13 protein-coding genes are annotated in these 12481 nt (G+C 64.8%); 9 read left to right on the top strand and 4 right to left on the bottom strand.

All coding sequences use genetic code 11. The features are described from left to right. Positions 1–18: 18 nt before the first annotated feature. Entirely contained in the window at positions 19–966 is a 948-nt protein-coding gene (locus AC3ISA_RS03950) for a DUF5996 family protein (protein WP_489179428.1), read from the top strand. A 167-nt stretch (positions 967–1133) separates the two neighbouring features. Here AC3ISA_RS03950 and AC3ISA_RS03945 read toward each other — a convergent pair whose 3' ends face one another. From AC3ISA_RS03945 to AC3ISA_RS03935, 3 genes are all read right to left on the bottom strand, one after another. Beyond that, entirely contained in the window at positions 1134–1373 is a 240-nt protein-coding gene (locus tag AC3ISA_RS03945; protein ID WP_489179427.1) for a DUF2188 domain-containing protein, read from the bottom strand. A 38-nt stretch (positions 1374–1411) separates the two neighbouring features. Continuing rightward, complete coding sequence (locus AC3ISA_RS03940; protein WP_489179426.1) at positions 1412–2416, bottom strand: hypothetical protein; 1005 nt, start codon at positions 2414–2416, stop codon at positions 1412–1414. A gap of 151 nt (positions 2417–2567) precedes the next feature. Continuing rightward, complete coding sequence (locus AC3ISA_RS03935) at positions 2568–3008, bottom strand: YybH family protein (RefSeq protein WP_489179425.1); 441 nt, start codon at positions 3006–3008, stop codon at positions 2568–2570. A gap of 250 nt (positions 3009–3258) precedes the next feature. Here AC3ISA_RS03935 and AC3ISA_RS03930 point away from each other — a divergent pair, with 250 nt between their 5' ends. Both AC3ISA_RS03930 and AC3ISA_RS03925 read left to right on the top strand, forming a co-directional pair. After that, the gene (locus tag AC3ISA_RS03930; protein WP_489179424.1) at positions 3259–5055 is read left to right on the top strand and encodes an amidohydrolase; all 1797 of its coding nucleotides are present in this window, start codon (positions 3259–3261) and stop codon (positions 5053–5055) included. 342 nt (positions 5056–5397) lie between these two features. Then, the gene (locus tag AC3ISA_RS03925; RefSeq protein WP_489179423.1) at positions 5398–6795 is read left to right on the top strand and encodes an FAD-containing oxidoreductase; all 1398 of its coding nucleotides are present in this window, start codon (positions 5398–5400) and stop codon (positions 6793–6795) included. A 37-nt stretch (positions 6796–6832) separates the two neighbouring features. Here AC3ISA_RS03925 and AC3ISA_RS03920 read toward each other — a convergent pair whose 3' ends face one another. Continuing rightward, positions 6833–7756, bottom strand: coding sequence for a LysR family transcriptional regulator (locus AC3ISA_RS03920; protein ID WP_489179422.1), 924 nt, complete (start codon positions 7754–7756; stop codon positions 6833–6835). A 128-nt stretch (positions 7757–7884) separates the two neighbouring features. On the opposite strand from AC3ISA_RS03920, the gene AC3ISA_RS03915 reads away from it, so the two are divergent. The 6 genes from AC3ISA_RS03915 (at position 7885) to AC3ISA_RS03890 (ending at position 12362) form a co-directional block, all read left to right on the top strand. Then, positions 7885–8199, top strand: coding sequence for a hypothetical protein (locus AC3ISA_RS03915; RefSeq protein WP_489179421.1), 315 nt, complete (start codon positions 7885–7887; stop codon positions 8197–8199). A 36-nt stretch (positions 8200–8235) separates the two neighbouring features. Continuing rightward, entirely contained in the window at positions 8236–9249 is a 1014-nt protein-coding gene (locus AC3ISA_RS03910; protein ID WP_489179420.1) for a zinc-dependent alcohol dehydrogenase family protein, read from the top strand. A 58-nt stretch (positions 9250–9307) separates the two neighbouring features. Continuing rightward, on the top strand, positions 9308–9643 hold the full coding sequence (locus AC3ISA_RS03905) for an antibiotic biosynthesis monooxygenase family protein (RefSeq protein ID WP_489179419.1): 336 nt from the start codon (positions 9308–9310) through the stop codon (positions 9641–9643). 128 nt (positions 9644–9771) lie between these two features. Beyond that, complete coding sequence (locus AC3ISA_RS03900; RefSeq protein ID WP_489179418.1) at positions 9772–10791, top strand: zinc-binding alcohol dehydrogenase family protein; 1020 nt, start codon at positions 9772–9774, stop codon at positions 10789–10791. 98 nt (positions 10792–10889) lie between these two features. Continuing rightward, positions 10890–11546, top strand: coding sequence for an L-alanine exporter AlaE (gene alaE / locus AC3ISA_RS03895; RefSeq protein ID WP_489179417.1), 657 nt, complete (start codon positions 10890–10892; stop codon positions 11544–11546). Between the two features lie 318 nt (positions 11547–11864). Then, a complete protein-coding gene (locus AC3ISA_RS03890) occupies positions 11865–12362 on the top strand; it encodes an aspartyl protease family protein (RefSeq protein WP_489179416.1) in 498 nt (165 codons plus the stop codon). The last annotated feature ends 119 nt before the right edge of the window (positions 12363–12481 follow it).

Raw genomic sequence — 12481 nt, 5'->3', positions numbered from 1 at the left:
TTGCGACCGATCGGAGAGATGATGACGAAGCTCACACCCCACCCCTGGCCGAACCTGTCGTCGCCGCAGTTGGAAGCGACGGCGCAGACGCTTCAGCTATGGAGCCAGATCGTCGGCAAGATCCGTCTTCGCGCCACGCCATGGTTGAACCACTCCTGGCACGCCACCCTCTATGTCTCCGCGCGCGGCCTGACCACGTCGCTGATCCACACCGAGCGGCTCTCCTTCGAGATGGAGTTCGACTTCGAGGACAGCATGCTGGTCGTGCGTGACACCTTGGGCCGAGAGGGACGGGTCGCGCTGGCGCCCGCAAGCGTCGCCGACTTCTACGCCAGGGTGGTTGAGGCGCTCGCCTCCCTCGATCTGGAGATCGCGATCCATGAGACCCCCAACGAGATCGCAGATGCGATCCCGTTCTCACAAGACACGACGATGCGCGTCTACGACCCCGAGGCTGCGAAAGCTCTATGGCGGGCGTTCGTGCAGATCGACCGCGTGTTCAAGACGTTCCGCACAGGGTTCTTGGGCAAGTCCAGCCCGGTCCATCTGTTCTGGGGCAGTTTTGACCTGGCGGTGACCCGCTTCTCTGGGCGTCGCGCGCCGTCGCATCCCGGCGGAATCCCTAACCTGCCCGATACCGTGACCCGCGAAGCCTACTCTCATGAGGTCTCGAGCGCCGGCTTCTGGCCCGGAGGCATGGGGATGGAGCCGTCGTTCTACGCCTATGCCTATCCGACCCCTGAGGGCTTTTCCGCGGCCGCGGTCAGCCCGAAAGAGGCGACGTTCAACACGACGCTCGGAGAGTTCCTACTGCCTTACGAGGCCGTCCGCGCGTCGACCGATCCGGATGCAGCCCTCCTTGAGTTCTTGCGCACCACCTATGCGGCCGCTGCTGACCTTGGCGGCTGGGATCGCGACGAACTGGAGTGCGGGCAGGGCCGCCACGGTCAGCCCAGGGAAGCCTGAAGGTGACACCGCGGATTCGGCTCTATCGAACCCCTGAAGGCTCATGGCCTGCGGCCGCAGGCTTGGGTCAGACCCGCAGGGTGAGAAGCAAGACTGCGGCTGCGCGATCTCTGAGCCGCATCTCCGGTGTCGCCGCTCCCTGGAAAGACGGCCACGGCGGCCCGCGATCAACCTTCGACGGCGGTCTCGGGCCTGTCATGGCCGTCGGCGCGCTCGGTCAGCCACTGACCTGAGGGGGTCTCGTATTCGATGAAGGCGTCCTGGTCCGGGACCCTTTGTTCGCGAGCGGCCGTCACGGCGGCGGCGCGCGCCGCGTCGTGGGACGGATAGGTCTCCGAGTAGGTAGCGCCCAGTCTATAGGCCCAGCCTCCATCGTGTTCGACGATGCGATATGTGACGTGAACCATTGACGTTCCTTTGAACTGTGGGCGGGCGCGGCTGGCGTCTAGGGGATGGAAGCCGGTCCGGGGGCAAGCAGATAGATGCGGCGCTGCTGGAAGTCCCAAACCGTTTTGAAGTGCTGGAGCAGATTGTAGCCAATCGTCAGGTGGTCGCTTTCGGTGATTCCGATAGGCCCTGCAGACGGCGACGGATCCGTCTGCACGGAAATTCCGGACAGGACGGGCATAGGGTGGCCGTCCACAGTCAGGCCATGGAGGTCAAAAGTGTCCAGATCCGTCTGGGACGGTGTGAGCCGCCCTTCGCTCAGCAGTCGGGCCTTACCCTCTTCGGTCGTGTAGAGGTCGCCGTACTGGCCCGTATCCCAGGCCGCGACGATGGACATCTCCCCGAGGCGGGCCGGCGTCATCGGATGGTTGGGCAGCCGGCGTGTCGAGAAGGCAAGTTGCGCGACGACGCGCTCTCCCGCAAGAAAGTCGGTTCCACCCGACCGGTAGAACGTCGCCTGTAAGGCTCTGTAGTCGAGCTTGAGGGCGTGGGTGGCGAAGGCATTGTAGCCCAGCCAACCCAGGAAATCCGGCGTGATGGTTTCAAGCAGACGCGCATCCTGGGTCCGGACCTCGGTCACCCGAGGAAAGCTCAGTTGGCCGATGCGGACGTCGCTTACCTCCGGAACGATGCGCACCTGAAACGTCTGTCCGCTGCCGAACGAGCCCGTTCCGATCGAACGACCGCCGCTCGTCGGTACACGATGATCGTTGACCATCAGGGCCGGCTCATAGCCCGTGTCCAGCATTAGCTTGCCCGCAACGCCGGCGATGGAGGCGTCGACGAACGGGTACTCCCGGATCATGGTGATCGGCAGGGCGACAACGTCGTCCATTAGCCGGACCTGCGGCGCGAGCTCGGATGCGGAAGGTCGTCGGTCCGCCTGCGCGATGGCCGGGGACGCCGCAGCGGTCAGCAGGATCAGGGCAAGCCTCGTGGATCGGACCCGCGGCGTCAGGCTCCCCCGGCGCAACAGACGGCCCATTGTGTCGGCGATCATCATGGGCTCTCTCCTGTTGCGTGATGCTGGACGAGGTCAGCTTGGGGCTGGATGGCGCCTCGGCTCCGCGCCGGTCGGCTGCGGATAACCCCTGGTGAGGCGGCGGGGAGCGTCTGGCGGCCCTTTGCCCTCCTCAGAGGTCCGGACGTCGTCCCTACGACTGCGGTAGCGGGTTCGTGGTCGCGAACGAGTAGCGCGCGATCTTCCAGGCCGTGTCGTCACCCTTGTGGAAGACGAACAGTTCGTGATTGGCGTCGGGGACGCGCTGTTGGATCGCATTCACCGTCACATGTCCGTTCGAGCTTGTCCGGACGAACGCCCAGTCCGGCGCGACCTGCACGACTTCTTCGACCGTCAACTCGGTGTCGAACGTGATCGCCTGGAAGAGGCCAGCGTAGGCGCCCCGGATCGCATCGGCGCCGATGATCGAGGGAGTGTTCGGAGCCATGAAGACACCGTCGGCTGCAAACACGGTCAGGACGGTGTCGGTGTCCGAGGCGTTCAGCGCTGTCTCGTAAGTCTGCAACACCTGTTCGATTTCGGCCTGCACCGAGGCGGCGGCCGTTTGGCCTTCAGGTCTCGATAGAGTTTTCATGAGCGTGCAGCCCCTTCGGGTCCGGTTGGCGACGGGGGAACTGTGTTCCGCTTCAGACCTGCGCAATAGCGTGGGGGACTGCGTAGCTGTGTCGCTTTTTCCGGAACGTCATCGACGGGGGTCAACGCAAGCGCGCCGCCAGTAACTGGCGCGCGCCGTTCCCCGGTGCGCGACACGGTGTGCCGTGCATGCGGCCTATCGCTCGCAGACGAGGACGGCCCAAATCACCGCATAGCTGGCTGAGGACATCATGATCAGGAAATTATTTATCGCCGCCGTTGCGAGCGTCTCGTTCACGACGGCCCAGGCGCAAACCGCGCCGGTTGACCCTGGCGCCGATCTGATCGTGATCAATGCGCGGATCTACACCGGCAACCGAGCGCAACCCGAAGCTTCGGCCCTGGCCGTCAAGGATGGACGGATCTATTCCGTCGGGTCAGATGCGGACATCCGCGGCCTGACGAACGCGCAAACCCAGGTGATCGATGCAGGCAGCCGTCGATTGATCCCTGGCATCATCGATGCGCACACGCACATCCTCAACGACTTGGCCTTCAACTCCAATGTGCGATGGGACGGAGTGCCGACGCTGCGGGAGGCCTTGGCCATGCTCAGCGAGCAGGCGGGTCGCACGCCAGAGGGCCAATGGGTCAAGGTGATCGGCGGCTGGTCGCCCTACCAGTTCGAGGAGAACCGGTTTCCAACGCTCGCCGAATTGGCTGAGGCCGTCCCCAACCGTCCGGCGATCGTTCAGTACGCCTATAACCGCGCCTTCCTGAACAAGCAGGCCATGGAAACGCTGGGCGTCGGCACCGATCGGTTCCCGCAAGTGCCGGACATCGAGTTCGAGACCGACAGCAACGGCCGCCCGACGGGCGTCGTCCACGGCAACACCTGGGTGTTCGTCGCCTTCGAGACGATGGTGCCGCAGCTCAGTTTCGACGAACAGGTCAGCTCGATCGTCTACAGCGTCCAGGCTCTGAACCGGGTCGGTGTCACGTCGGTGATCGATAACGGCAGCCGGTGGGGCTACCCTGAGGCCCAGACCCGGGTCGATGTCCTGGCCCGCGACAACCGCCTGAACGTACGTCTGCCCTTCGTGGACCTGCAACTTGGCGGCGGGAACATGGTCGACCTTCAGATCGAGGCGATCACGGAGAAAGCGCCGATCAGCGCGGGACAGAACCTGCATCCCACCCTTGAACACGGCCACGAGTATCGGGGGGCCGGGGAGGTCCTGAACGCCGAACTGCATGACCATGAGAACTTCGATCGTCCGGCGATCATCATAGACCCCGAGAAGATGCAGCGCTTCGTCGAGCAGGATGTGGCGAGACTGATCGCGCGGCGCATCCCCTTCCGGATGCATGCCACCTACAACGAGAACATCACCCCCTTCCTCGAGGCTCTGGAGAAGGTGAACGAGACCGTGCCGCTCGACGGCCTGATGTGGAGCCTCGAGCACGCCGAGACCATCAGCCCGCAAAACATCGAAAGAGTGAGCCGCCTTGGGGGCGGTATCGCTCTCGACGCCAAGATGGCGCTCCATGCCGATGGCTTCATCGCGACCCACGGCCGCGAGCTCGCGCTTCAGACGCCGCGCCTGCGGATGCTGGTCGATAGCGATATCCCTGTGGCCATGACGACCGACGGGTTGCGGGCAGCCACCTTCAATCCCTGGGTCGGGATCAGCTGGATGGTCACCGGCAAGTCCGTGTCGGGGGCCCAGGCTCTCGCCGACGACAACCGCCTGTCCCGAACCGAGGCGCTGGAACTGTTCACCAGGGGCGGAGCCTGGTTCATGGATGCGGAGGCCGAGCTCGGGGCGATCGCGCCCGGGAACCTGGCGGACTTCGCTCTGCTGGACCGGGACTATTTCTCGGTGCCAGACGAAGAGATCGAATCCATCTCTTCGGTCCTGACCGTCATGGACGGCCGGGTCGTGTTTGGGGCCGAGGATTACGGCGATCTGTCGCCTCGACTGCCGGCGGCTCTGCCCGCCTGGTCGCCATCGAACCACTTCGATAGCTACTACGTCGATCAATGAGGACGAAATGAAGATCGCCTCGTAGGAGGCGATCTTCACGCTCGACGCGCTGCCGTGGCTCCCTGCCTTTTTCAGGAGCGGTCCCAAGGGGATAATGTCCGATGACTGTCAGAGCGATCGCGGACCGCTTGATCCGGCCTGGCGCAGCCAGGCTGGATCTCGGCCGTTCGGGTGCTGCGGATCGCTGTCGCGTCGCCCTTCCGTTCGCAGCGGTTGTCTGATCAGAGTCTTCGATCGACCGCGAGGGCGCGCGAATATGGTAGATATCCGTGGCGGCCCCATCGTCTGGCGCAAGGCTTCGGATGCCGGGCGTCGCCTTCCCACCCGGCCTAAGGACCTTGCATGTCGACCAAGCCTGACCTCGTCGCGCCGCAACAGTTCGACGCCATCATCATTGGGGCCGGCCAGGCGGGCCCCGCGCTTGCCGGACGGCTGAATGCGGCCGGGATGACGATCGCGATCATAGAGCGCCACCTCGTCGGCGGCACCTGCGTGAACACGGGATGCAAACCGACCAAGACCCTCGTCGCCAGCGCCCAAGCCGTGCGCACCGCGCGACGGGGCAGCGACTACGGCTTCTCGGCCGGCGAAGTCGTGGTGGACATGGCTGCCGTCGCTGCGCGCGCTTTGAAGGTCACGCTCGACTCCCGCAAGAGCCAGGAGGCGTGGCTTGCCGGAATGGACAAGGTTGAGCTGATCCGGGGCCACGCCAGGTTCGAAAGCGCGGACACGGTCGTCGTTCAGGGTCGGCGGCTGAAGGCGGCGCGTATCTTTATCAATGTCGGCGGCCGGGCGTCCGTGCCTGATATGCCCGGGCTCAGCGACGTTTTCCACCTGACCAACACCGGCATGGTCGCTCTCGACGTCTTGCCGCGGCATCTGGTCGTGGTCGGCGGCAGCTACATCGGCCTGGAGTTCGCCCAGATGTATCGCCGGTTCGGCTCTGAGGTCACGATCGTAGAGCGGTCCGATCGCCTGATTTCTCGCGAGGACCCCGACGTATCCCAAGCCGTCCGCGAGATCCTCGAAGCGGAAGGGATCGTGGTGCGCACCGCAGCGAACTGCATTGGCTTCGCCGCGGCGGCGGCGGATGAGGGGGTGTCGGTATCGGTCGACTGCGCCGAAGGCTCTCCCGCGACCGTGGGCAGCCACGTCTTGCTGGCGATCGGACGCCGGCCCAACACGGATGACCTCGGTCTGGAGGCCGCCGGCGTCACGACAGATGGGCGGGGCTACATCACCGTTGATGACCAGCTCCGCACCTCGGCGCCCGGGATCTGGGCGCTTGGCGACTGCAACGGGCGCGGCGCCTTCACTCACACCGCCTACAATGACTTCGAGATCGTCGCGGCCAACCTCCTGGATGGGGAAGACCGCCGCGTCACCCAGAGGCTGCCCGGCTATGCGCTCTATATTGATCCGCCGCTGGCGCGGGTCGGACTGACGGACGCAGAGGCGAGCAAGACCGGGCTCCGGTTGCTGCACGCCAAACGGCCGATGACCCGTGTCGGACGGGCGGTCGAGAAGGGCGAAACGCAGGGCTTTATGAAGGTGGTCGCCGACGCGGACAGCCGCCGCATACTCGGCGCGGCGATCCTGGGCGTCGGCGGAGATGAGGCGATCCACGGCATTCTGGACATGATGAGCGCAGGCCAGACCATAGAAGCCTTGCGCTGGGCCGTGCCGATCCATCCGACGGTGTCAGAACTGATCCCGTCCTTGCTGCAGGATCTCGCCTAGCGCGCCAAGATCGTGAGCGGGCGGCCGACCGTTCGCCTCATGGGGCCCGAAGAAGCGTCTCGAGACCCTCGTCCCAGTACGGATGGGGCCCGAACCGTTCGGTCAGCCAGTCGATCAGGACCCTCACCTTTGGGGCCAGTTCGCGAGAGCTGGGATACAGCGCCCAGAGCGTCTGCGTCGAAATCAACGGAAACTCCGTGAGGACCGGCAAGAGCTCGCCCGAGCGAAGTTCGTCCGCTGCGCACCACGTCGCCATCAGGGCGATACCCAGCCCCGCGGCGGCGGCGTCCCGGACCGCCTCGCCGTCATTGATGCGCAGGCTGGGCTCCACGCGCCGCTCGATCGTCTCGCCGTCTTTGCCCCGGAAGGTCCAGAGATCGAGCGTACCCACAGCGAGACACGCGTGGCCCGAGAGGTCGTGAGGGGTGCGTGGTCGTCCGTGTCGCTCGATGTAGCCCGGCGAGGCCACCAGGACGCGCCGGTCGGGCGCGAGCCTGCGCGCCACGAAGGAGGAGTCGCCAAGATCGGCGTAGCGGACCGCCACGTCAAAGGCGCCTTCGACCAGGTCGACGACGCTGTCCGAGATCCGCAAGTCGATGGCCAGATCGGGGTACCGACTGCAGAACTCGGTCAGCGCGGGCACGATATGCAGCCGGGCGAACGAGGCCGGGGCGGCGATGCGCAGCGTGCCGCGAGGCGTGGCGTTCTCGCGTCCAAGCGCCGCCTGGGCGGCTTCTGCTGCGAACACGACATTCTCCGCATGCGGGAGGAAGGCCAGACCGTCCTCCGTCAGGGTGACTTGCCGTGTCGTCCGATGAAGAAGTCGGGCGCCGAGCCGCTTCTCCAGCGCCGCCAGCCGGGCGCTCGCGCTCGCCGGCGTAGCGCCGATGTCGCGGGCCGCCGCGCTGATGCTCCGAAGCCGGGCAATGCGGACGAAGAGGTTCAGGTCATCAACGTCCACGGATCGACTTTCAACAGTTCTTTGAAGCTGATCCTAGAACGACCCAGCTACCCGTGGCCAGTCCGGGAAGTCAAATAGCGTCCACAAGGCGCCGGACTGAACCGGGCCGCAAATCAAAGGAACAGACCATGCTGATCCAAAACCTCGCAGCGCCCGGTCGTTCGGACGTGACTCCAGCTCTCATCTCGGCGCAGCGCCACGGGAAATCGAGGCGATCCTTTTCCGCCATCGGGCTGCTGGCGACGGTCTCGCTGCTCAGCGCCTGCGCCACGGGTCCCGGTTCGCCCAGGCCGGCTATGACCGGTGAAACCCGCGTCGAAACGGTCCGTGAACTTCGCCACTTCGGTCCTCAAGGCAAGTCCGCGCCGATCTTCGTCACCCGGGAGCTGCAGACGCGCTCACCGGCCGGCGTCGGCGCCGAGAGCCCCGTTCGGGACCGCTGATCCTCCCCATCCATCCATTCAAAGAAAGAGAACACCATGACCAAGACCATGAAAGCCGCCGTGCTCACCCGCTTCGGGGGGCCTGACTCGTTCGAGCTGCGAGACGTGCCTGTGCCGCCTGTCGGATCGCGGCAGGTACGAGTGCGGGTTCACGCCACAGCCCTGAACCCTCTCGACTACCAGATCCGCCGCGGCGACTACAAAGACTACGTCCCGCTGCCCGCCATCACCGGTCACGACATTTCCGGCGTCGTTGAAGAGGTCGGATCGGAGGTCTGCGAATTCACCCCGGGCGATGAGGTCTATTACACGCCGAAGATCTTCGGCGGCTTCGGCTCCTATGCCGAGCAGCATGTCGCCGACGTGGAACTGGTCGCTCGCAAGCCGCGCAACCTGACCCACCTCGAGGCCGCCAGCCTGACGCTGGCGGGCGGCACCGTCTGGGAGGCCTTTGTCGAGCGCGCGAAACTGAGCGTCGGCGAGAACATCCTCATTCACGGCGGGGCCGGCGGCGTGGGCACGCTCGCCATCCAGATCGCCAAGGCGATCGGCGCGCGGGTGATCACGACGGCGCTGGCCAAGGACCACGATTTCGTACGGTCCCTGGGCGCTGACGATGCGATCGACTTCACCACCAGTGACTACGTCAAGGAGGTCTCCCGGCTGACGGACGGCATCGGCGTTAATGTCGTCTTTGACACGATCGGAGGCGACACCCTCACGAGAAGCCCTCTGACGCTGGCCCCGTTCGGTCGTGTGGTCAGTCTCGTCGACATCGCTCAACCGCAGAACCTGATCGAGGCCTGGGGCAAGAACGCATCCTACCACTTCGTCTTCACCCGCCAGAACCAGGGCAAGCTGGACGCGCTCACCACGCTCGTCGAGCGCGGCCTGGTGAAGCCTGTCGTCGGGGCGATCCTGCCGCTGGCGCGCATGGGAGAGGCGCACGATCTGCTGGAGAACGGCTCCGTCCGGGGCTTGCGAGGCAAGGTCGTGATCGACGTCGTGGGCGAGACTGTCAGCCTGCCCGGCCAGGAGAAAGGCCAGTGACGGCTCAAACAGCCACAGCTTGCCAGGAGAACGCCGGCCCCTTGTCAGGAGAGGCAAAATGGTAACGGAGCTCGCGATCTTACGCGTTGACCAGGGCCGCAGCCTCGAGTTCGAAGCGGCCTTCGCCAGCGTTGTTTCTCTCTTGGCCGGCGCGGATGGCTATGTGCAGCACTGTCTGGCGCCAACGCTCGACGAGGCAGGGCTCTATCTGCTTCAGGTCGAGTGGCGCGACTTGGAGGCCCACATCCAGGGCTTCGAGCCGAGCCCAGCGCACGAGCGGTTCATATCCGCTCTCGCGCCCTTCCTGGCGGAGGAGCCTGTCGTTCTGCACATGCCGACGGACACACTGTCAACGGACGCCCGGTCACGGGGCCCGAGAACCATGAACGGCTAGGGCGAAAGTGCTGACGCGGTGATCGCCATGTCCAGCGCAAGCAGACCAAGCAACTCGTCTCTAACTCTGACCCGGCGCGCCACAGAGCGCCGGGTCTCTCGTCACCTCTCAAACATTGGAGCCCCATCTTGAAAGCCATTGGATACCGGTCGCCCGGCCCGATCACCGACGCCGACGCGCTGGTCGACATCGATCTTGCGAAACCGACCCCGATCGGGCGCGACCTCCTCGTCGAAGTCAGAGCGGTGTCCGTCAACCCGGTGGACTACAAGGTCCGCCGCAGCACGGCTCCATCCGGCGGCGACACGTGGAAGGTGCTCGGCTGGGACGTGGCGGGCGTCGTCACCGCGACCGGATCGGACGTGACCGGCTTCAAACCGGGAGACGAGGTCTTCTACGCCGGGTCGATCACGCGGCCGGGTGCGAACGCCGAGTTTCACCTGGTCGACGAACGCATCGTGGCCCGCAAGCCGTCGTCGCTGGACTGGGCCGAGGCCGCGGCGCTTCCGCTCACGGCCTTGACGGCCTGGGAGACGCTCTTCGACAGGCTGGATGTCACCCGCCCGGTTCCCGGCGCGGCGCCCGCCATCCTCATTATCGGCGGGGCAGGCGGTGTCGGATCAATCGCGATCCAGATCGCCCGCCAGCGCACGGACCTGACCGTCATCGCCACGGCGTCGCGTCAGGAGACACGGGACTGGGCTCACGCTCAGGGCGCCCATCATGTGATCGACCATTCGCGGCCGCTCGCCGCCCAGATCGCCGAACTCACGCTGGGAGCCCCAGCCTTCGTCTTCTCGACCACCCATACCGACCAGCACGTCGCCGAGGTCGTTGAACTCATCGCGCCGCAAGGCCGGTTTGCTCTGATCGACGATCCGGAAAGCTTCGACGCCATGGCGTTCAAGCGCAAGGCCGTCTCCATTCACCACGAACTCATGTTCACCCGTTCGATCTTCCAGACACCCGACATGGCCGACCAGGGGGCGATCCTGAACGCCGTCGCCGATCTCGCCGACGCAGGACATATCCGCACCACCCTGAGCGAGCGCCTTTCGCCGATCAACGCCGTCAATCTGAAGCGCGTCCACGCCCTGCTTGAGAGCGGAAGCGCCAAGGGAAAGATTGTCCTCGAAGGCTTCTACTAAGCCGAAACCAAAGACGAGATCCGCGATGCCTGCGTTCGTCTCTTACCCAGGGAGAATACAATGCCGATCGCCCGCGTCGCGATCTCCGGGTTCGTCGTGTGGGCCGTCGGACGGCGGAGCTGCTTCTTTCGCGTCGCGCGCGCTATCGCGACCTTTACGGTATCGACGTCCGCGCGTTGGCAGGAGGCTTTGACGAGCGACTGCAGGTCTCATCCCCTTTTCAAACGCGCAAGCAATCAAGTGCATTCCCCATCACCCAGCGGCAGTCCTCGCCGCCTGTTCAAGCGGGCCATTTCCTTATCGAGACCAAAATGACTGGCTCACGCTCCTCAAAACACGACCTGCGGCGGTTTGCGGCCGACACTACGGCCCTCCTGTCATTCTTCACCCTCACGGGGATCATCAACGAGCGCTGGATCGCCGGTATGAGCTGGAGCGAAGTTTTGAACGCGCGCGTGCTCGGGGCGGTCCTGATGGTTCCAGTCGCTAGGCCCTATGGCCTTTGGCGGGACTGGCTGCTGCAGCGCGCCCGGCCCGACAGGATTTCGCAGTTCGTCTGGGACGCCCTTGCGTTGATGAGTTTCCAGGCGCCCATCTATGCGGCGATCATCTTCATTAGCGGAGCAGCAGGGAGATCGCTCCTCTTTGGGGTGGCTGGAGCGGTGGTCATGATGCTGGTGCTAGGCCGCCCCTACGGACTCTATTTGACGTGGGTCCGGAACAGGTTTGGCGTTCCGCCTGAGGGCGGCCGCTAGTCGCCGGCCAGTCGACTGGGCGAAGCTTCGCCGTCGCGCCATTTCCGCTCTCGGCGTTGCTTATCTGGGCTGACCGACTGGTGCGTTTGATTGCGCCGGCAGGGCCCTGAAACATCAGACATACGTGTGGTGTTTGCCCAAAACTGTCCTTGCTCGCGCTTTATGACCCGTGTTGCTCAGATGGCGACGCAGCGTCGCTGTGTGGGCGCCTACGCGCTGGCTGAGGTGCGTCCTAGTTAGGGCTGCGCAATCACCGGCATGTTTTCAAGATCCGCTTCACTTGTCGCTGCGCTGGCGGTTCTCTCCGCAAGCGCAGCCTTGGCGCCCGCGACGGCGTCCGCTCAAGACCTCGCGGGTTACCTCACTCAGCATGGCTACGTGCCGATCAAGATGACCAAGCTGTCCACCGGCCATGAAACGGTGATCGTCACAATCAACGGCGTTCAAGGTCAGTTCGTCGTGGATTCCGGCGCGGGAGGAACCGTTGTCCACAACGGCCGGCTTGAGAAGTTCTCTCTACAGGCCCCTCAAGGTGAGGGGGAAGCGTCGAGTGGCGCGGGCGGCGGGTTCACCGCCTTTCGGGCGAATGTACAGTCCTTCGTGATTGAGGGCGTGCCGCTCGACATAGATCAGGTGAGAACGCTTGATCTCGGCGCAGTGGTCGACCAGCTGAAGCTGGCGACGGGAGCCGACATCGACGGTGTCGTCGGTCAGGATGTCCTGACGCGCTTCGCCGGCGTGCTGGATGTGGGGGCCCAGACCCTCTTCCTGCGGCCGACCGAACAGGCTGCGGAGCGTGATCCGATCATTCAGTAATCGGTGCGTGGCGCAATCATCCGACGGCTTGGTCAGGCTCGACCTTACAAAAAGTCGCTCCATTTAGAGCATGCGAGTGAGGCCACTCTCGCAAGCTATTGGAACGGGGCGCCCGACAG

It is taken from the genome of Brevundimonas sp. KH_058 (assembly GCF_057838505.1).
Note: the sequence above shows the minus strand (reverse complement) of the source record. Positions and strands in the feature narration are given on the sequence as shown.

Excerpts from the sequence above, each read along its gene's own strand:
- AC3ISA_RS03950 (WP_489179428.1), top strand. The coding sequence starts at position 19 with ATGATGACGAAGCTCACACCCCACCCCTGGCCGAACCTGTCGTCGCCG.
- AC3ISA_RS03945 (WP_489179427.1), bottom strand. The coding sequence starts at position 1,373 with ATGGTTCACGTCACATATCGCATCGTCGAACACGATGGAGGCTGGGCC.
- AC3ISA_RS03940 (WP_489179426.1), bottom strand. The coding sequence starts at position 2,416 with ATGATGATCGCCGACACAATGGGCCGTCTGTTGCGCCGGGGGAGCCTG.
- AC3ISA_RS03935 (WP_489179425.1), bottom strand. The coding sequence starts at position 3,008 with ATGAAAACTCTATCGAGACCTGAAGGCCAAACGGCCGCCGCCTCGGTG.
- AC3ISA_RS03930 (WP_489179424.1), top strand. The coding sequence starts at position 3,259 with ATGATCAGGAAATTATTTATCGCCGCCGTTGCGAGCGTCTCGTTCACG.
- AC3ISA_RS03925 (WP_489179423.1), top strand. The coding sequence starts at position 5,398 with ATGTCGACCAAGCCTGACCTCGTCGCGCCGCAACAGTTCGACGCCATC.
- AC3ISA_RS03915 (WP_489179421.1), top strand. The coding sequence starts at position 7,885 with ATGCTGATCCAAAACCTCGCAGCGCCCGGTCGTTCGGACGTGACTCCA.
- AC3ISA_RS03910 (WP_489179420.1), top strand. The coding sequence starts at position 8,236 with ATGACCAAGACCATGAAAGCCGCCGTGCTCACCCGCTTCGGGGGGCCT.
- AC3ISA_RS03905 (WP_489179419.1), top strand. The coding sequence starts at position 9,308 with ATGGTAACGGAGCTCGCGATCTTACGCGTTGACCAGGGCCGCAGCCTC.